This is a genomic window from Nostoc sp. DSM 114160 (assembly GCF_053470305.1).
This window is the reverse complement of the sequence record NZ_JBPFGO010000001.1, coordinates 2,150,207-2,169,575: the sequence shown is the minus strand read 5'-3', so window position 1 is coordinate 2,169,575 and position 19,369 is coordinate 2,150,207. Positions and strand designations below refer to the sequence as shown.

At 42.1% G+C, this 19,369-nt stretch carries 19 protein-coding genes; 11 read left to right on the top strand and 8 right to left on the bottom strand.

Going from position 1 to position 19,369, the window contains the following annotated elements:
• The first annotated feature begins 278 nt into the window (after positions 1–278).
• The gene (locus NSTCB13_RS09810; RefSeq protein ID WP_448272149.1) at positions 279–1,169 is read left to right on the top strand and encodes a DUF1932 domain-containing protein; all 891 of its coding nucleotides are present in this window, start codon (positions 279–281) and stop codon (positions 1,167–1,169) included.
• A gap of 13 nt (positions 1,170–1,182) precedes the next feature.
• Positions 1,183–1,857, top strand: coding sequence for an O-methyltransferase (locus NSTCB13_RS09805; protein WP_448272148.1), 675 nt, complete (start codon positions 1,183–1,185; stop codon positions 1,855–1,857).
• Positions 1,858–2,518: 661 nt separating this feature from the next.
• Here the strand turns inward: NSTCB13_RS09805 and NSTCB13_RS09800 are convergent.
• Together NSTCB13_RS09800 and NSTCB13_RS09795 are read right to left on the bottom strand one after the other, a co-directional pair.
• Positions 2,519–3,292 carry an SDR family oxidoreductase gene (locus tag NSTCB13_RS09800; RefSeq protein WP_448272147.1) on the bottom strand — a complete coding sequence of 258 codons (774 nt, stop codon included), beginning with the start codon at positions 3,290–3,292 and terminating at the stop codon, positions 2,519–2,521.
• Positions 3,293–3,452: 160 nt separating this feature from the next.
• The gene (locus tag NSTCB13_RS09795; RefSeq protein ID WP_448272146.1) at positions 3,453–4,292 is read right to left on the bottom strand and encodes a nuclear transport factor 2 family protein; all 840 of its coding nucleotides are present in this window, start codon (positions 4,290–4,292) and stop codon (positions 3,453–3,455) included.
• A gap of 84 nt (positions 4,293–4,376) precedes the next feature.
• Here NSTCB13_RS09795 and murG point away from each other — a divergent pair, with 84 nt between their 5' ends.
• The 3 genes from murG (at position 4,377) to NSTCB13_RS09780 (ending at position 7,629) form a co-directional block, all read left to right on the top strand.
• Positions 4,377–5,450, top strand: coding sequence for an undecaprenyldiphospho-muramoylpentapeptide beta-N-acetylglucosaminyltransferase (gene murG / locus NSTCB13_RS09790; protein WP_448272144.1), 1,074 nt, complete (start codon positions 4,377–4,379; stop codon positions 5,448–5,450).
• A 56-nt stretch (positions 5,451–5,506) separates the two neighbouring features.
• Positions 5,507–6,166, top strand: coding sequence for a glutathione S-transferase family protein (locus NSTCB13_RS09785; RefSeq protein ID WP_445629388.1), 660 nt, complete (start codon positions 5,507–5,509; stop codon positions 6,164–6,166).
• Between the two features lie 119 nt (positions 6,167–6,285).
• Positions 6,286–7,629, top strand: coding sequence for a hypothetical protein (locus NSTCB13_RS09780; RefSeq protein ID WP_448272142.1), 1,344 nt, complete (start codon positions 6,286–6,288; stop codon positions 7,627–7,629).
• Between the two features lie 23 nt (positions 7,630–7,652).
• Here NSTCB13_RS09780 and NSTCB13_RS09775 read toward each other — a convergent pair whose 3' ends face one another.
• Positions 7,653–8,018: a VOC family protein gene (locus NSTCB13_RS09775; protein ID WP_445629386.1), complete on the bottom strand. Its 366-nt coding sequence runs from the start codon at positions 8,016–8,018 to the stop codon at positions 7,653–7,655.
• 312 nt (positions 8,019–8,330) lie between these two features.
• Between NSTCB13_RS09775 and psbA the strand changes: the two genes are divergently transcribed.
• The 3 genes from psbA (at position 8,331) to NSTCB13_RS09760 (ending at position 11,351) form a co-directional block, all read left to right on the top strand.
• A complete protein-coding gene (psbA, locus tag NSTCB13_RS09770) occupies positions 8,331–9,413 on the top strand; it encodes a photosystem II q(b) protein (RefSeq protein ID WP_448272141.1) in 1,083 nt (360 codons plus the stop codon).
• A 492-nt stretch (positions 9,414–9,905) separates the two neighbouring features.
• Positions 9,906–10,415: a hypothetical protein gene (locus NSTCB13_RS09765; protein WP_445629384.1), complete on the top strand. Its 510-nt coding sequence runs from the start codon at positions 9,906–9,908 to the stop codon at positions 10,413–10,415.
• A 48-nt stretch (positions 10,416–10,463) separates the two neighbouring features.
• A complete protein-coding gene (locus NSTCB13_RS09760) occupies positions 10,464–11,351 on the top strand; it encodes a hypothetical protein (RefSeq protein ID WP_322685843.1) in 888 nt (295 codons plus the stop codon).
• A gap of 45 nt (positions 11,352–11,396) precedes the next feature.
• Here the strand turns inward: NSTCB13_RS09760 and NSTCB13_RS09755 are convergent, their stop codons facing one another.
• The 3 genes from NSTCB13_RS09755 to NSTCB13_RS09745 all read right to left on the bottom strand — a co-directional run bounded on the left by NSTCB13_RS09755 (position 11,397) and on the right by NSTCB13_RS09745 (position 13,747).
• Positions 11,397–12,119 (bottom strand): hypothetical protein, encoded by a 723-nt coding sequence (locus NSTCB13_RS09755; protein WP_445629383.1) that lies wholly within the window; start codon positions 12,117–12,119, stop codon positions 11,397–11,399.
• 526 nt (positions 12,120–12,645) lie between these two features.
• Positions 12,646–12,984, bottom strand: a complete 339-nt coding sequence (locus NSTCB13_RS09750; RefSeq protein WP_445629382.1) for a hypothetical protein — start codon at positions 12,982–12,984, stop codon at positions 12,646–12,648.
• 601 nt (positions 12,985–13,585) lie between these two features.
• A complete protein-coding gene (locus NSTCB13_RS09745; RefSeq protein WP_445629381.1) occupies positions 13,586–13,747 on the bottom strand; it encodes a hypothetical protein in 162 nt (53 codons plus the stop codon).
• Here NSTCB13_RS09745 and NSTCB13_RS09740 point away from each other — a divergent pair.
• Positions 13,706–14,068: a hypothetical protein gene (locus NSTCB13_RS09740; RefSeq protein WP_448273242.1), complete on the top strand. Its 363-nt coding sequence runs from the start codon at positions 13,706–13,708 to the stop codon at positions 14,066–14,068. The two genes, NSTCB13_RS09745 and NSTCB13_RS09740, sit on opposite strands and share 42 nt — an antisense overlap.
• A gap of 151 nt (positions 14,069–14,219) precedes the next feature.
• Here NSTCB13_RS09740 and NSTCB13_RS09735 read toward each other — a convergent pair whose 3' ends face one another.
• On the bottom strand, positions 14,220–14,585 hold the full coding sequence (locus NSTCB13_RS09735; RefSeq protein ID WP_099101269.1) for a Lin0512 family protein: 366 nt from the start codon (positions 14,583–14,585) through the stop codon (positions 14,220–14,222).
• A gap of 104 nt (positions 14,586–14,689) precedes the next feature.
• Entirely contained in the window at positions 14,690–15,058 is a 369-nt protein-coding gene (locus tag NSTCB13_RS09730) for a Crp/Fnr family transcriptional regulator (RefSeq protein WP_445629380.1), read from the bottom strand.
• Positions 15,059–15,287: 229 nt separating this feature from the next.
• Here NSTCB13_RS09730 and NSTCB13_RS09725 point away from each other — a divergent pair.
• Both NSTCB13_RS09725 and ileS read left to right on the top strand, forming a co-directional pair.
• Positions 15,288–16,102, top strand: a protein-coding gene (locus tag NSTCB13_RS09725; RefSeq protein WP_448273099.1) for an IS5 family transposase whose coding sequence is annotated in 2 segments (ribosomal slippage) — positions 15,288–15,654 and positions 15,654–16,102 — 816 coding nt in all. Because the reading frame shifts where the segments join, the coding sequence is not laid out codon by codon here.
• A gap of 202 nt (positions 16,103–16,304) precedes the next feature.
• Positions 16,305–19,187 carry an isoleucine--tRNA ligase gene (gene ileS, locus NSTCB13_RS09720; protein ID WP_448272140.1) on the top strand — a complete coding sequence of 961 codons (2,883 nt, stop codon included), beginning with the start codon at positions 16,305–16,307 and terminating at the stop codon, positions 19,185–19,187.
• Positions 19,188–19,369 lie beyond the last annotated feature (182 nt).

Below are 19,369 nucleotides of genomic sequence, written 5' to 3'. Positions count from 1 at the left end.
CTATATTATTGTATTGCAATTCATTTAAATCCCTATTAGGGATTGAAAGAAATCTAGTTTCTTTTGAGAAATTGCCATTTCCTATTGCAATTCATCAAAATCCTTATATATAAAGACTGTTTTGCTCCTACCTCTTACCTATCTCTCAGCAGATAGCTTGCTTGTTAAGCTTATCCGTGGTTTGATAAAGTACGGCATATACATCAATTTATCGTAGTTGATAACTACTCAATTACCTGAATTAACTTGTCAGCCATAAAATAAATATAAAACTTTCCATGCCTATCCAAACTATTGGTATTTTAAGTCCGGGTGATATGGGACAAGCGATCGCAGCTGTTCTTAATCAACATGGATTGAAAACTATTGCAGCCCTAGACGATCGCAGTGAACGAACTCGGCAATTAGCAGCCGCAGCCAACATCCAAGATGTAGGTTCCCTCACACAACTGGTAATTGAATCTGATGTGGTGCTGTCAGTTCTAGTCCCCGCAGCGGCTACCCAAGCGGCGAAGCAAGTAGCTGAGGCGATCGCCAGTGTTGGTAAACCCATTCTCTACGTTGATTGTAATGCGATCGCACCCCAAAAAGTCATAAATATCGGCCACCTCATTGAATCAGCTGGGGGAACATTTGTAGATGCATCAATTATTGGCCCACCACCGCGAGTTCCCAATCGCACCCGCATTTACACTTCTGGAAAACAGGCAAATCAACTGCAACAACTGCGGGAGCACGGCTTGGATGTACGGGTAATTGGTGATGAAATTGGTCAGGCTTCCGGGTTGAAAATGTCTTACGCAGCACTGACAAAGGGACTTACAGCAATTGGCACAGAATTACTAATTGCAGCCCATCGTTTAGGTTTAGATAAGGAACTATGGGATGAAGTATCTAATAGTCAACAAGAACTTGCTAGTATTTTGACGCGTTCCATTCCAACGATGACACCGAAAGCGCATCGTTGGATAGGAGAGATGGAAGAGATTGCAGAAACCTTTAAAGAGTTAGGTTTAACTGAGCGCATTTTTTACGGAGCAGCTGACGTTTACCGTTTGGTGAAAGAAACCTCCTTGGGTAAGGAAACACCAGAAGAGTCTAATCGCGATCGCCCTTTGGATGAAATCATTACAATCCTTTCTAATGAAGCAAGTGCTACTGAATCGTAAAAACTGAGAATCTATGACTCAAGAGCAATGGACTGCGGTCGATCGTTACTTTACCGATTTGCTTGTACCGTCAGACCCAGCGCTGGATAAAGCCCTCCAAACTAGTGCCGCCGCCGGACTACCGCCGCATAACGTTTCGCCAACCCAAGGCAAACTATTGCTACTGTTGGCGCAAATCCAAGGAGCGCGAAGCATCTTAGAGATTGGCACACTGGGCGGCTACAGTACGATCTGGCTGGCGCGGGCGTTACCCAGTAATGGCCGCCTAATCACACTAGAAGCTGACCCAAAGCACGCCGAAATTGCCCGCGCCAATATCGAGCGCGCTGGTCTGTCTAACGTTGTTGACCTCCGCCTCGGACAAGCGCTCTCTACACTGCCACAGATTGCCGCTGAAGGTCACAGCCCATTTGACTTAATCTTTATCGACGCTGATAAGCCAAGTAATCCCGATTACTTCGCGTGGGCGCTCAAGCTTTCCCGGCGCGGCAGCCTGATTATCGCTGATAATGTTGTGCGTAACGGAGCAGTGATTGATTCTAATAGCAACGATCCTAACGTTCAGGGGGTGCGCTGCTTCAACGAACTGCTTGCTTCTGAGCCACGTGTCAACGCCACGGCAATCCAGACTGTGGGTAGCAAAGGATATGACGGCTTTGCGATCGCGATCGTCACGGCTGACCAATAGTTAATATACTTCTTGCAAAAGTCGGGGAAAAGGGGAAGGGGGAAGGGGTAAAGGGTAAAGGGTAAAAAAACTCAAAATCCTTTCCCTTTAACCTTTTCCCTAAGAGTGCAAAAATATATTTTTGCGAGAGGTCTAATATACTTGCCTTGAAAATAGTGTTGGCGATGTTTGAGTCGATCTACACTAACGCAAACTCATAAAAATTTAGAAAAAACTGAAAGCTTGTAAAAAATAAACCCAGCAGGGACTATATAACAAGTCCCCCTGCCAGGAAGGTATAGTATATTCTGGCCATGTTTGATTAGATTAGCGCTTATTTATAAAAAATAATTGCGTATCCCTAAATACAATAACTAAATACTTCGTAAAACACAGTTAAGAAAAGTTACTAAATAGGTTAATTTCTAATTAAAATCCAATACGCTTGTTGGTTGGGTTAAGAGTTCTTCACTCTAGCTGAGTCGGTAAAGCCTTAACAAACTCTCTAGACGTAAACTGAAATATAAACAGTAAGACTTTAAATATTTAGTGAAATTAAATATGCGTTATCCAGAACCTTAGTAGAGACGTAGTACTACGTCTCTACATTTTTTCTACCAAATGTCTCTTGAGTAAAGTAAATGGCAGGGGTAAGCTTTTTTAGAATGGGATGAGATGACTTTTATGTTCGTCGATTAACTAGGGTAGCGCTAGCTTGGTCAACAGGCATTAGCACAACTTCATTAATATTGACATGGGGCGATCGCGTCACACAGAAAAATATCACATCAGCCACATCATCTGCTGTTAGGGGTGTAACTCCTTGGTAGACTTTGTTAGCACGTTCAGTATTTCCGTGAAAGCGTACCTCGCTAAATTCCGTTTCTACCATACCAGGATCGACAGAAGTTACACGGACTCGCGTACCCAACAGGTCTTGTTTTAAACCTTCAGAAATGGCTCTCACAGCAGCTTTGGTAGCACAGTAGACATTGCCACCGGGATAGGTTTGATGTCCGGCGATGGAACCTAAATTTACCACATGACCGCGATCGCGACTTACCATTCCCGGAACTACATAGCGGGAGACATAAAGTAAACCCTTAACGTTAGTATCAATCATGTCTTCCCAGTCTTGAAAGCTGCCTTCGTGTAACTTGTCTAAACCACGACTCAAGCCAGCATTATTAATGAGAATGTCGATGTCAGACCAGGCAGAGGGTAGAGTTGCAATGGCAGATTCAACAGCATGGCGATCGCGCACATCTAGCTGTAATAAATGAATTTCAGTACTAAAATCTTTACTAAGAGTATCTGCTAGCTGCTGCAAACGTTCTAACCGTCGTGCTGCTAAAATCAGTTTTGCACCTGCATCAGCAAAGATTTTTGCACAAGCAGTACCAATACCACTACTTGCACCAGTGATCAAAATGATTTGATTTTGTAGGGAAGTCATTAGGATAGTTAGGAGTGAGGAGTTAACAAGGATAGTTAGGAGTGAGGAGTTAACAGTTATGAATTATGAATTAGCACAAGTTTCATCGTTCATAATTTATCATCAATCGGTCTATAACTCCTACCTCCTACCTCCTGTACAGACGCGATTAATCGCGTCTCTACTTCTTCACCACTTGCAGGCGCTGAGTTATCATTGTCATCCCATTACCTCGCAGGATGACAGCAGAAATCCATTGGCTACCTGGGGTAGATGGTGCTTGTCCTACTTTAAACAATCCGCCAGATGTCAGTAATTCCAAATCGACGGGTGTAGGATTAAGAAATTTATCTGGTTGGATAGATTCTTCTAAGGCCGTTCCTAGTAAAAAATCATCACCAAGTGGCTGTTGAACGATCGCATCAAAATTATACTTCTGACCGACTTGGACTTGCTGGGGTAATTTAATATCAATTTGGGGCGGATTACTACCAGAAGTAAGCAGGGTGCGTTCTGACAAAATGTCTTGGCGGACTATTTTTCCGCCTTCAATGCGCTGACGCGATTTAATCGTGGCATTGAGAGCTAACTTATTACCGTTACCAGAGGGTAAGCCAGTTATCTTTGTTTCTGTTTCAGCAATAATCCCATTGGCTTCAGGTTTTGAAGAGAGCAGTTTCGTGCTGTATTGCAATTTTGGATATCGTTGCCAAAGTGAAGTCAAAGACTTTTCCAAGGTTTGGAGGTTTAATCCATCGCCATGAGTGAAATTGGGGCTGTAGAATTGCAACACTCCTCTGACATCGCCTCGGCTGGCAGCGCTATCAACTTGTGTCAACAGGTTTGTCAAAGCAGCTGGTGCATTTTGGGCTGTTGTGGCTTGGGATAATTGCTGTGGTGTCGTTGCCTGAGTACGTTGCCAACCAGTTGTTAAACCAATAGTCAGCAGAAACGAAACTAGCCAAATATTTGCTGGAAATTTGAGTTGTCGTCTCACTAAGGCGGTAATAATGTTAGTCATGGGTAAGAGTTTACTGATTTGATTAGAGAAAGTAAGCAAATTGTTTTATCTTAGTTAAGCTAGACGCTAAACGGTAGAGGTTTGATGGCAAACGCACCGATACGATTATTAATAGCTGCCAGTGGGACTGGTGGACATTTGTTTCCAGCGATCGCCCTGGCGCAAAAACTTCCAGACTATCAAATAGAATGGCTGGGAGTACCAGATCGGCTGGAAACTCAACTTGTCCCGAAACAGTATCCCTTGAATACTATTGCAGTTGAAGGGTTTCAGCAAGGGTTTGGAGTTTCCTCAATTCGCATTTTGGGTAAACTTGCCCTTTCGATTCTAGAAGTCAGACGAATTCTCAAACAGGGAAATTTTCAAGGGGTGTTTACCACAGGGGGTTACATTGCCGGGCCAGCCGTCATTGCGGCGCGTTCCCTTGGTTTACCTGTGATTTTCCACGAATCTAACGCCTTACCCGGTAAAGTAACTCGCTTTTTTGGCCCTTGGTGTAGTGCGGTAGCCTTGGGATTTGAAGTAGCTGCTAAGTATTTGCCTCGTGCCAAAAATGTCTATGTTGGTACTCCAGTAAGATCGCAATTTCTTGATGGAGCAATTAATGCGCCACTGGATTTAGCTATTCCTGAAGGTGTGCCTTTAATTGTTGTTTTTGGCGGTAGCCAGGGTGCAGTTGCAATCAATAACTTGGTGCGCGAATCTGCAAAAGCTTGGTTTGATGCTGGTGTTTATGTAGTACATTTAACTGGCGATCGCGATCCGGAAGCAGATAGTCTCAAACATCCACAGTACATAGCCTTGCCTTTTTACAACAATATGGCAGCGTTATTGCAACGAGCTACTTTAGCCATTAGTCGTTCTGGTGCAGGTAGCTTAACAGAATTAGCAGTGTGTGGAACGCCAGCGATTTTGATTCCTTACCCCTTTGCCGCAGAAGACCATCAATCTTACAATGCAGACGTATTTACTTCATCGGGTGCAGCGTTAACGTTGAAGCAATCTGAGTTGACGACTGAAGTATTGCAAAATAATGTGTTGAATTTATTGCAGTCACCGCAAGAATTAGCAAATATGAGGGAAAAAGCAAAGGCGATCGCAGTTCCTGATAGTGCCGAAAAATTGGCGCAGTTAGTCCGTGAGGTAGTGGAGAGATAACACAGCTATTCCCAATGAGCTGATCTGAACTTTAATAAAAATTCTCAAGGTTTCCGATGTTAAAGCTTTATCATCATCCAATTTCACCAAATTCTCGCCGTATTTGGATTACTCTAATCGAAAAAGGAATAGACTTTGAATTAGTAGAAGTCAACATTTTAGATAGCGAACATTTAAAGCCAGAGTTTTTAACTCTTAATCCTTTCCACCATATTCCTGTTTTAGTGGATGATAGTTTTGAGATAGTGGAATCTTTGGCAATATTAGATTACTTAGAGGCAAAATATCCCACACCTACTATGTTGCCTATCGATGCAAAGGATCTAGCAATTGTGCGAATGGTGCAATTAGCAACGGTAAATGAATTAATGCCACCCACAATCATATTGTCCCCCGTAATATTAGGCTTACCTGGAGGAGAGCCAGACAAAATTGAGCAGTCGAAACAGAAAATCTCAATAGTACTGAATTTTTTCGAGAATTTACTCGACAATCGCCCTTTCTTTGGCAGTGATAGTATAACTCTTGCTGAATCTGTAGCTGGCTCTATAGTACCCTGGTTGATGAAGGGCGGTGTTTCTTTGAGTGAGTATCCTAAGCTTTGTGCTTGGTGCGATCGTTTAACAGCACGTCCGGCTTGGCAAAAAACTCAAACTCCAGAAATTTTAGAAGCCATAAAATCTCGTATGGCAGCTAGGATGATTCAAACTCTTTAGTTATAAAAGCTCTACAAAAACATAAAAGTTATATGAGTGCAAGCCTCGTGTTTTAGTAGATTTAGCATTAATAAATAAGTATAATTATTATTAATTAGTAGCAATTTATTTTCCAATTTATGAATATCCAGTTGAGTCCAAAATTTTGTTTGATGATTGGTTGTGCTGGTTCTTTATTTTTAAGTTTAGCAAATAACCATCTATATCCTCAGTCAAAAACTAAAGACCTAGTACCACAAAATCGTGTTTTTACTCAACAAGAAAATTTTGTTCAAATTAAACCACATATTTCTTTTACTTCAAATAAAGTTACCGATCCAATTACCTCAAGGTTTCAAAAGACTTTTGCAACTCAACATATATCTGATAGAATTCTAGACAAGCAAAACGCTTTTTCATCTCCGCACAATTTATTAGCAGCATCTACACCCTATCCAGTTGTTGATGAGTTCAAAAAATATAAATTTAATATTAATGGTAGTCAGATTGCTACTCCAGGAAAACTACCAAATAGTAAGGTTAAATTCAATCAAGGAGATTTATTAACCGTTCTCGTTAATACTAGAAAATATTTTCAAGATTATGCTTCAGAAGACCCAGATATTATGCGTCCAGGAGTCCTTACTACTCAAGGAGTTACTGTACCAGATGTTCTCAAAACCTTAGATTTCATGATTGCTGTTTTGAAGGAGGATATTGCTAATAATCGGGCTACTCGTTTACAAGACTCTCAATTTATTAATACTAATTTTCGAGTCATTAAATGGTCTGCATACAACCCCAAAAGTAAACAGCAAAAACAATTACGAATCACCAAATATGCTGTATTTACTCACCCTGGTTCCCGCAAGAAAACCTCTACTTTTAATATACCAATTTATAGCTTAAAAGATAATTCTAATAACGATAAGTTCTACACTCGATACACAAAGCAAGATGTTTTATCTGGTATTTATGAACCAGGTGGTAGAGAATTTGGAAAAGTGAATACTCTTGCTTATCTAACCAGAAATGGCTTAGAAGAAGCAATTATGGAAGGAACAATCCTGATTAATTTTACAGATGGTTATAAGGCATTTTTTAATGTAGATAGAAACAATGGAATGGCTTATATCCGTGGATTAAAGGCAACAGCACAAAAGCGTTATTGGTATTTTAGAGAAGTTGATGCTATTAAAGGTTATGGATACAAAATAGATGCCAAAATTTCTATCAAACCGGGAGTTACTTTTGCTGGAGATGTTTTGAATGTCGGTTTAGGTAAGGTGATTGTGATTGAGCATACTCAAGGTGGTCGCAAACATCTGCAAATGGGAGTCATCGCCGATACAGGCGGAGCATTTTTACCCAATCTTTATCAGCTCGATTTTTTGGCAGGTATTTTTAAGAATAAAACAGAATTTGGGCAGAATATCAGCCAATTACCGGACTATGCCACAGCATATTTTTTAGTCAAAAAGTAATGCATTGACCTGATGTCAAAAATCTATGCACGGGTTAACAATTCTAAGTTGTGACCATCGGAGTCATAGAAATAAAAGCCACGACCTTCCTTTCTGTGGTTAATTTGTCCTTTATTGTGATGCATGGGGTCGCTACTGTATTCAATACCTGCTTCTTTGACGCGTGCAAAAATTGCATCAAATTCTTCATCACTGACATGGAACGCATAATGATGCGGCTCAAACGCTTCAGTGTCGGCGAAGTCGAGTGTCAGCGCATCATTTATATGCACAGCAGCAAAGTGACCAACGGGAAGCTCAACCTTTAAACCAAAAATTTTTGCAAAGAACCTCGCGGATGCTTCTTTGTCATGTGCAGGCACTATGGTGTGATTTAGAGTAATTGTCATGTCACACCTTCCCTCCTAATTTTGGTAATAATCCATATCAACTCTGGATTTCAGAGTCGATAACAACAATGTTCCTTTCTATTTTATCTTTTGGGCGTTAACACCAGAGTAAATATATCTAAATTCTGCGTTCGCTGTATTTGGAACACCCACAAACACTAGAAACGAGCTTAAATAAGCAAACCTGATATGAGTTATCAGGTTTCCTGAAGTAATAAAACTTGATTAATTTTTGTAAAGCAGTGTAAAGTAGTTTCACAGGCAAAGACAAAGTTGCCTGATTCATAAATAACTAACCGCACTTATAAAACAATGACAACAACCTTACAACAGCGCTCAAGCGCCAATGTATGGGATCGATTCTGCGAATGGATCACCAGCACCAACAATCGGATCTACATCGGTTGGTTCGGCGTATTGATGATACCGACCTTGCTAGCCGCCACCGCGTGCTTCATCATCGCCTTCATCGCCGCTCCTCCAGTAGACATCGATGGAATCCGCGAACCAGTAGCAGGTTCCTTGATTTACGGAAACAACATCATCTCTGGTGCAGTAGTACCTTCCTCCAACGCCATCGGTTTGCACTTCTACCCAATTTGGGAAGCAGCATCCCTTGATGAGTGGTTGTACAACGGCGGTCCCTACCAGTTGGTAATCTTCCACTTCCTGATTGGCGTATTCTGCTACATGGGTCGTGAATGGGAACTATCCTACCGCTTAGGAATGCGTCCTTGGATTGCGATCGCCTACTCAGCACCAGTAGCAGCAGCAAGTGCAGTATTCTTGGTATACCCGATCGGACAAGGTTCATTCAGTGATGGTATGCCCTTGGGTATAAGTGGAACCTTCAACTTCATGATCGTCTTCCAAGCAGAACACAACATCTTGATGCACCCCTTCCACCAGTTAGGTGTAGCAGGTGTATTCGGCGGCAGCTTGTTCTCTGCGATGCACGGTTCTCTTGTAACTTCCTCCTTGGTTCGTGAAACAACCGAAACCGAATCTCAAAACTACGGTTACAAGTTCGGTCAAGAAGAAGAAACTTACAACATCGTTGCGGCTCACGGCTACTTCGGTCGGTTAATCTTCCAATACGCTTCCTTCAACAACAGCCGTTCACTGCACTTCTTCTTAGCAGCATGGCCTGTAATCGGCATCTGGTTCACCGCCTTGGGTGTAAGCACAATGGCGTTCAACTTGAACGGTTTCAACTTCAACCAGTCAATCATTGATTCTGAAGGTCGTGTTATTTCAACTTGGGCTGATGTAATCAACCGCGCTAACCTGGGTATGGAAGTTATGCACGAGCGTAATGCTCACAACTTCCCTCTGGATTTGGCTGCTGGCGATTCCGCTCCTGTTGCTCTGACTGCTCCTGCGATCAACGGTTAATTATAATCTGAGATACGCTCTTCACGATTCTCTATAAATAAAAGACGCTCTCCCGAAAGGGGGGGCGTTTTTGCATTGGGTTCATTGCTGCGTTACAGCTATTTTCAGGTAAATAGACGTGAGTTCGACGGCTCTAAAAACCCCTCTCCAAACCTCTCCCCCACAGGGAGAGAGGCTTTGAAACCCTAATTTTTTCGTTGTCAACTAAGAATTTCTGCCCCTCTCCGCGTCGGAGAGGGGTTGGGGAGAGGTTCATCGAACTCACGTTAAATAGACAACGCGATAAGGGCGCAAGGCGTTGCGCCCCTACAACATATATGGTTCAAATACATGAAAACTTTTTTGAAGTGCAAAAATGACTTTTATCGGTGAGAACTTTGGAAATAATTATCAAAAAGTAAATTTTACAGTCAATAACGGTTCAGAACGGGTAATAATTGCTAGCAGCGCAAATAATTGCCTTAAAGCTCAAATATCAAGGAGAAGCCAAGAATGATTTTACACCGTGGGCGTAGGGTAGTAGCCGCTTTGTTGCTGTCGGTGGTACTACTGACAACAGCCTGTAGCCCAAAAACACCTGGACGTTTTGACCAGGCACAAAAAGAAAGCACTCAACAAAAAAGCGGTCAATCGGTAGCTAAAACCGCAACTCAGGGTAGCGAATTTAATAAACTTTTCCCAAAAGCTGGTGATGGCTACCAACGCGTCTATACCCAAGAGAAAAAAGGCTTTGCGGAAGCTAAGTTGAAAAAAGGCGGTAAAGATATAGCGTTGCTGTCTATTTCTGATACCACCAGCACACCCAGTGCAGCAGCAAAGTTCTCGAAAAGCACTAAAAAAATTGGCGGTTATCCCGCAATAGAAGTTGGTAAAACGCAAACTGCAATTTTGGTAGGCAAATACCAAGTAAAAGCACTTTCTCGCGATCCGTCATTTACAGCTAGCGATCGCGAAGATTGGCTAGAAAAGTTTAATCTTAATGGTCTAGCTAGACTGAAATGATTTGCACTACTAACATTCAGATCGTAAAACCTAAAAAAGGAGATTTTTGTGAGCAAATCGATTGTTGAGTTAGTCGATCAATTGCCAACTGGCGGCTTGACTGTTTCTATGTTGAAGTCCCTCGATTTTGTTGCTCCTGGAGAGTGGCAAAATACCGTTGGCTTTGTCAACACTATTAAGAAAGTCACTGGCGAAGACGACGAAGATTTAATTCAGCAAATTGGCGAAAGAGCGATTTATCTATTTAATGATAAATCCCAAGGATACCAAACAGCCTTGTGGTTATATCAAACTGTTGATAATACAGATAAAGCCCTTGGTGCAGCAGCTTTAGCTAACAAAGTCGGCGAAAAAATTCCTTTGTTGGGTTTTTTAAACTCTGTCACTCCCAAACCTGATAAAGCCCAAACCATTGATTTGACGTTAAAATTAGTGGCTGAGTTAGTAGCCTTCTGTCAAATTAACGGCATTCCCGGAGACAGTATTGGGGATTTTGTCGCCTCTTTAGGAGAGTACAGTGGTGAGTCGCTGATCCGCATGGTGGCATTAGTTTGCGTTGATGGTTTGATACCTTTAGGCCCAGATTTTATCAGCAAAGCGATATCTGGGCTGAATCAAACAAATCCACAGGAGTTAGAACAAAACTCGACTTTCCAAAATATCAAAGATGTGATTCCAGGGAACAATGCCGGCAGTAAACTCAACTTTATCGGCGAAAGCTTTGACTCAGTTAAAGGTTGGATGAGTGGGTTAGTTAGCGCCAATAATTTAACGCCGCAAAAGGTTGTCCACAACTTGCAAAGTTTTACCGATATTGCTGATGACAAGTTGGACTACCTTGCAGCATTCCTGGATGTAGCAACAAATTATTATGAGCATACTGGCACGCAAACTTTAGCACATCGCTTGATTGAACGCGCGGTGGCTGAGATTTAGGTTGATGGGAAGTGGGGACTGGGAAGATTTCCCAATCTCCAATTCCTATTGGGGTAAATGCAAATCTGCGGCGATCGCATACAAGTAAGGTTGAAAAATAGCCAAGTTTTCTAGTTTATCAAACTTACCTGTTTGCGTACCTGTGTCAAATGCAGTAGTAATTACGTAAAGTTTAGTGCCATCAAAGGCAACATGACCGATATGTTGCTCTTGTACTTCACCTTGCTGCTTAAGTCCGACGAACCCATAGCGAATTCCCTGAAGCTTACCAATGGTTACTGGTTGCGGTGGGTAGGCTGAGAAAGTAATCTGTTTTCCATACTTACCCTGTCGATCTTTGGCAAACGCAGCATAATGCTCTACAACCCAAGTCTTAAGTACTGGTAATAACTGGGTTTGGTACTTGGGACTTTGGTAGTCTACTAGAGAAGCAGTTGGAATACCAGCTGCTAAGAGTTTCTTTCGGAAATCCTCATTGTTTGCTAGTGGGTAAATGTTAATCTCAACTGTACCCAAACGTTTTCCTTTGGAGGAGACACACAACAAAGGTGCATTTCCTTCACAGGGAGCAACTTGCCAGTTAGTTGGAGCAGCAGCACTTCCCAGAATTTTCTGCCAAATATTTCCTTGATTAGAGTTGGGAAGTTTGGCAACGGTAGGAGGTTTTACTACTTTGGGTGAAGAAAATTGCGGTAAAAAAAATTTGGCTCCCACCGGTATTGACACCAGCAAAATAGAACCTAGTAATAAATGATAAAGTCGTAACATTTTTTTAAAATCCAGAGCCAGGGATTGCAGACTAACGATATCTACAATACTTTATGGATCGATACGGTTTACCTGTTGGCTTAGGTGATGTTAGACAGTCTATGACTGCAATTGCTGTTTGAAGCTAGAATCCCCCGAATTCAATTCGGGGGAGTATGTCAATTAAGGCTAACAAGCTGATGAGCGATATAAAATTTTGGAACTATACACCAATGGCACTAAGAAAAGATGAAGCCTTTGCCAAGACAGGGTGTTGGGTGTAGTAGAAAATTAATAAAAGTAGAAATAAGTACTGACTGAACCCCGTTGGGGTGGGTTGTAGGGTGTGGGGTGTAGTACAAGTCTCTACCAATGCCGTCTTCCCTACCCCTACCCCCTACACCCTGTTTTTGACAATGATGTATCTCTAAGAACATCAATCAAGTTGTTCTTAAATTACATCTTATGGTTTATTGCCTAAATTGACATATTAAGCAATGCTGTTACTCCTAGAAATAATTTGTATTGCTTTCAATGATTCAGGCGTTTAATCTTCGTCAAGGGCTGGGAAAGCTTCTTCAAGCTGCCACAACCGATCTTTATTTTCAACGAACCAAATACGAGTTTCTGGAGTTAATTTACTCCAAATGTCTTCAATCGGGATGTGAGGAGATGCATACTGATAATGCTGACCAAGTGATTTGAGATTGTCCGCTACATCACGGGGAATTCCAAATTGTTCCCAGTCAACTATTATATGTTTTCCCGAAACTCCGGCTGTGGGGTCAAAAACCAATTGTGCCGATCTGATTAAATCAGCAAAGTGTTTCGGTTTGAGTTTGGTGATCTCCTGAATTTGGAGTGATTCGTTATGCTCTTGAGACATGATCGCCGCAGTAGTAAAGATTAGTGATTCAGTTGAATTTACTGCCAGAGATTTTTATCCCAATATTTTTACTTTAGCGCAGAGCCACTAACTCGATCGCGACTTAACCACACAAAGGGTTTAAGCAAATCGTTTCGGGTGAGCAAATTTACCACACATCTATCAGTACAATATCTCAGCTAGTAATGAAAAGTTTGTAGTAAGCACTTTAGGGACTTCCAAAGAAAAAAACATTCAATTTTTCTTGTGGGGTGGGCGTCTCGCCATTGGTGTCAACTTAACGTGAAACCGAACGTCCGCCAGCCAGGGATTAAAATCCCTGTCTCATAGCAAAAGTCCTCACTCAGAGGACTGAAGATTACAGTCCATTTTAATGGACTTGGGTTATTAGACCGCCGTTTTAACGGTGGGCGGACGCATAACACCCAATGAGTACGCTAGGGCTTGCTGAAGTTGACACCACTGGCGTCTCGCCCGCCCAATGGTTAGGGCGGACAAGATGTCCACCCCACAAGATTGAATAATTTATTTCTTGGTAATCCTTTAGTGCTTAGAAAATAAGGACTAAAGTCCTTACTACGAACTGTTCCTAGTACCTATTTTAGTGACGAGTGTAGGAATGCTCAAAGTCAGTTTTGAGTGTATGAGCCATAAGAGCAATTTCTGCTTGTTGTCTTGCAATCAGAGGCAAATCCTGCTCCAATATTTTATTCGTATTCGAGTGAGCGAGCCAGCGCGGCCTCAACTTGACTCCCCAAGTCATGAAACAAACAGGGGTTTGAGTAAGTCAAAGGTGATTTTGCTTGCGGAAAACACCCAAATGAGAAAGCATTCAAGCATTTTGAGTAAGTCAAAGGTGATTTTGCTTGCTGAAAATACCGAAATGAGAAAGCATTTAAGCATTTTGAGTAAGTCAAAGGTGATTTTGCTTGCTGAAAATACCGAAATGAGAAAGCATTTAAGCATTTTGAGTAAGTCAAAGGTGATTTTGCTTGCTGAAAATACCGAAATGAGAAAGCATTCAAGCATTTTGAGTAAGTCAAATGCCATTTTGAGAAAGCATTTAAGTATTTTGAGCAAGTAAACAGGTCTTTTTATAAAGAAATAAGGCTTTTTGAGCGAGTAATCAGCAAATATACTTAACGATTAAAAATCGCGTTTGCACAAATCAAGTCGGCAATCAAATAACTTAATAACTTTTCTATAAATTTATCTTTCTAGAAGGATTGCCTCAGCTACTCATCTTCGATTAGAACTGTAACAGCAGCGATCGCAATCAACATTTCGTCATTTTTATCGTTGAGTTCGGGAATCGCCCGCCCTTGAACGATCATCCCTCCAGATTCTACGGTGAGGGTTTTTCGCCCAAATGGTAATACAGCGAGTACTTCTTCTTCTCTAACTTGTTCGGGGTATGGCACTGCCACCTGAACCTCTATAATCATTTGATTGGGGTGACTTAAACCTGCGACTTCCCAAACACCAGGTAAGGCATTGTGAGCGATCGCATTCCGTACTGCCCTAGATGCTGCTACTGTTGGTTCTTGTCCGTGTTGATCGATTCCCATCCCCATTTCGATAATCAAGCGTTTACGCGCCATTGCTAACTCCGATAAATCTTGCATCTTGACAATAAAAAAGGCAGAAGTTAGAGAAGCTACTTGGCAAAAGACCTTGCTACTTACTGCATCCTCCTGCCTCTGCCTCACACCATACGTTGTAAGCGACTCAGACGCTCTGAGTAACTTTTCATTACCTGTAGAGCAAACACAGGTGTTTCTTGAACGGCAAAGAGAAACCCTTGCTCATCAAGGAAACCCAGCTTGGTATCCACCTTGGCAATAGCTGCGTAAGTTCTACTTTTTACTCCTACAAGTACCCCTGCACCAAAAACTTCGCCTGTTTCAATGGTTTCTACAATTTTGCCATTGACTAATATATCTACCTCTCCTTCGATAATTCCATACATTTCATCACCAGATTGTCCTTCTTCAAAGATGACTTGACCTGCTGAAAATACTTTAGGGTCGGGTTGTTTTTGAAATATACTGACTGTAACTACAGGATTTAGCATTAGAGCAACCCCAAAATTCTTAGTTTTTAGACGAAATCTTTAGATAGCTTTGGGCGAACCCAGAAAAGTATACTACTTTCTGTTGGTTAACTCTTAATCTCCCCAAAATTCCTGATTAGTTGCCTGGTTGACTTTTATTAGAGCTGATTCGTAAAGAAAATCTAAAGAAAGCTGAATCCGGCTTTGTTAAGGTTATAGGCTAAATCGAGTGTAATTTATGTTGTTGTCGATGAGCCGTATACCTACGATTGAGAATCCACACCGCAAACCCTACCCAAGTGATTTAAGCGATGCTGAATGGTTGATTCTCAAGCCTCTTCTCCCTACGCCAAAGGGATTTGGGCATCCTGTAGAAGTAGATTTACGAGAAATATTGAATGCAATTTTCTACGTGCAACGTACTGGGTGTCAATGGGAAATGCTACCTCATGACCTTCCTCCATATACAACAGTGTATGGCTACTTTCAAAAATGGCAGCGTAAAGGCATCTGGCAGCAGATTCACGACCAAGTGCGCTATCAACTGCGACAAGATTTAGGGCGAGATGAAAATTCTACCGTGGCGATCGCAGATTCTCAGTCAGTGAAGACCACGGAAAAAAAGGGGAGGTCTACGGTTTCGATGGTGGTAAGAAGGTTAAAGGGCGTAAGCGACATATAGTTGTAGATTCTCAAGGGTTGTTGATTGGTGTTTTAGTAACTGAAGCCAATGCGTCAGAACGTTTAGGTGCTGTGGTTGTACTGCATGAGGCGGTTAAAGAATTGTCCAAATTGGAAGTTGTTTGGGTAGATCAAGGCTATTCAGGAGAAAACTTTGCTCAAGCAGTCAAGAAAGTTTGCGGAGAAAAGGTTCGTGTTGAGGTGATTGAAAGGATATCGAAAACATTTGAGCGATTGCCGAAACGATGGATTGTGGAACGGACATTTGGCTGGCTTAATAGATTTCGGCGTTTGAGTAAGGATTATGAGTTGTACACAGAGTTAAGTGAAGCTATGATTTATGGCTCATTGATTCGTCTGATGATCAAGCGGATGGCTTCTTAAGCTTTTGTTTACGAATCAGCTCTTAGGATCGGACAAGGGAACATGAAAACCAACCTTGGTAGAGAATGGCGTAAATCAACATACCATTTCAAATACTGCTTCCTAACTCCTGCCTTTTTGGTAAATAAAATAGCGAATTTTGGATTTCAGGCTATCTTCTATAATTAGTAAAACCTGCACACCTAATTTTAGGCATGAGACTGTGACCGAATCAGGAAGTTACAAAGATACTGTAAACCTACCCAAGACTAATTTTGATATGCGGGCAAACGCCATCAAGCGTGAGCCTGAAATCCAAAAATTTTGGGAAGAAAATAAGATTTACGATCGCCTCTTTGAAAATAACCCCGGCGAATTATTTATACTGCACGATGGGCCTCCCTACGCTAATGGCTCACTCCATATTGGTCATGCCTTAAATAAAATTCTCAAAGATATTATTAACCGCTACCAAATGTTACGAGGGCGTAAAGTTCGCTACGTTCCTGGTTGGGATTGTCACGGATTGCCGATTGAGTTAAAAGTTTTGCAGAATATGAAGTCAGCAGAACGGCAAAACTTAACATCTTTACAACTGCGGCAAAAAGCGAAAGAATTTGCTCTAACTACGGTAAACGACCAGCGCCAAAATTTTCAACGCTACGGTATTTGGGGTGATTGGAACCACCCTTATCTAACTCTCAAGCCGGCTTATGAAGCGGCTCAAATTGGCGTGTTTGGTCAGATGTTCTTAAAAGGCTATATCTATCGCGGTTTAAAGCCGGTTCACTGGAGTCCCAGTTCTCATACTGCTTTGGCTGAAGCTGAGTTGGAATATCCTGAAGGTCACGTTTCTCGTAGTATCTATGCAGCTTTTCCAGTTATAAGTTTGGCGGAAACTGTAAAACCACTGTTGGCGCAATATCAGTCAGATTTAGGTGTGGCTATCTGGACGACTACACCTTGGACAATTCCGGGGAATTTGGCTGTGGCGGTGAATGCAGATTTAAATTATGCAGTGGTGGAAGTTTCCCACCCAGAGAAAGAAGCGCAGAGTAATTTCAAATACCTCATCGTTGCTGCTGATTTAGTCGAACGTTTATCTTCAACCTTGGGAGTTGAGTTAACTGTAAAAGCCACCTTCAAGGGGAATGATTTAGAACATACTACTTATCGTCATCCTCTATATGACCGCGAAAGTCCGATTATCGTCGGCGGTGATTACATCACTACTGAATCGGGTACTGGGTTGGTACATACTGCTCCCGGTCATGGTCAAGAAGACTACATTGTTGGTCAACGCTACGGTTTGCCCATCCTTGCACCAGTAGATGACAATGGCAATTTTACCGAAGAAGCGGGAGAATTTGCGGGATTGAATGTGCTGGGTGATGGGAATCAAGCGGTAATTGATGCAATGGCTGCGGCTGGTTCTTTGTTGAAAGAAGAACCATATCCCCACAAATATCCTTATGATTGGCGGACGAAGAAGCCGACAATTTTCCGCGCCACTGAACAATGGTTTGCTTCTGTGGAAGGATTTCGAGAAGAAGCGCTAGAGGCGATCGCCACGGTAGAATGGATTCCAGCCCAAGGTAAAAATCGCATCACACCAATGGTAGCGGAACGTTCTGATTGGTGTATCTCTCGTCAACGCGTTTGGGGTGTACCCATTCCCGTTTTCTACGATGAAGCCACGGGAGAACCACTGCTGAATGAGGAAATTATCAACCACGTCCAAGGAATCATCGCAGAAAAAGGTTCCGATGCTTGGTGGGAACTTTCAGTTGAGGAGTTATTACCCGAATCCTATCGCCAAAATGGCAAGTCTTACCGCCGGGGTACAGACACAATGGATGTATGGTTTGATTCTGGCTCATCTTGGGCGGCTGTCGTCCAACAGCGTCCAGAGTTACACTATCCTGCTGATATATATTTAGAAGGTTCTGACCAACATCGCGGTTGGTTTCAATCCAGCTTGCTTACCAGCGTAGCGGTAAATGACATTGCGCCTTACAAAACTGTACTAACTCACGGCTTCACTTTGGACGAACAAGGCCGAAAGATGAGTAAGTCAGAAGGAAATACGATCGATCCAAATACAATCATTGAAGGCGGGAAAAATCAAAAAGTAGAACCGCCTTACGGTGCAGATGTATTGCGATTGTGGGTATCGTCGGTTGACTACTCCGGCGATGTTCGCATTGGCAAAAACATCATTAAGCAGATGAATGATGTCAGGGGGAAAATTCGCAATACGGCGCGGTTTTTGTTGGGTAGTTTGGATGATTTTGACCCAGAAAAACATGCAGTTCCCTTCGAGGAATTGCCAGAACTTGACCGTTATATGCTGCACCGCATCACCGAAGTATTTGAGGAAGTCACTCAAGCCTTTGAGAGTTTCCAATTCTTCCGCTTTTTCCAAACAGTGCAGAATTTCTGCGTGGTGGATTTATCCAACTTTTATTTAGATGTGGCCAAAGATAGATTGTACATCAGTGCAAAAGATGCTTTCCGCCGTCGCAGTTGTCAAACGGTGCTGAAAATAGCTTTAGATAATTTAGCACGAGCGATCGCACCAGTGTTATCTCACACTGCCGAAGATATCTGGCAATATCTCCCATACAAAACACCTTACAAATCGGTGTTTGAAGCCGGTTGGGTACAGATAGAGGAAAAATGGCGTAATCCAGAGTTAGCACAATTTTGGGAAACACTGCGACAACTCCGCACCGATGTAAATAAAGTGTTGGAACAAGCCAGGATAGAAAAACTCATTGGTTCTTCTCTGGAGGCGAAAGCTTTGATTCACATACCTGACAAACAATTAGGTGATGCTATCAAAGCCTTTAACCCAGTTAAGGGTAACGGGATTGACGAACTGCGATATTTATTACTGACTTCCCAAGTGGAATTATTAGATTCTGCTCAAGGGTTGCAAGGATTGAAATATACAGCGCAGACGGAAGATTGGGGAATTGGGGTAACGAATGCAGACGGGCAAAAATGCGATCGCTGTTGGAACTACTCTATTCATGTGGGAGAATCAGCAGAACACCCTTTAATTTGCGAACGGTGTGTTGCAGCCTTAGCTGGAGAGTTTTAAAAGCAAAAATTCTACGGCACTAGCAAACTACAAATGGCTAAATGCACTGACAGCAATTTTCTTTAAGATGAAGTACAAAACTACAAGATTTGAGGCAAAAGACAGAAACAAGGAAGTAGAAACTCTTGATGTTTGATGCATTAGTCCTGCATTTTGTACCTCATTTACTGGAAGCTGCAAGA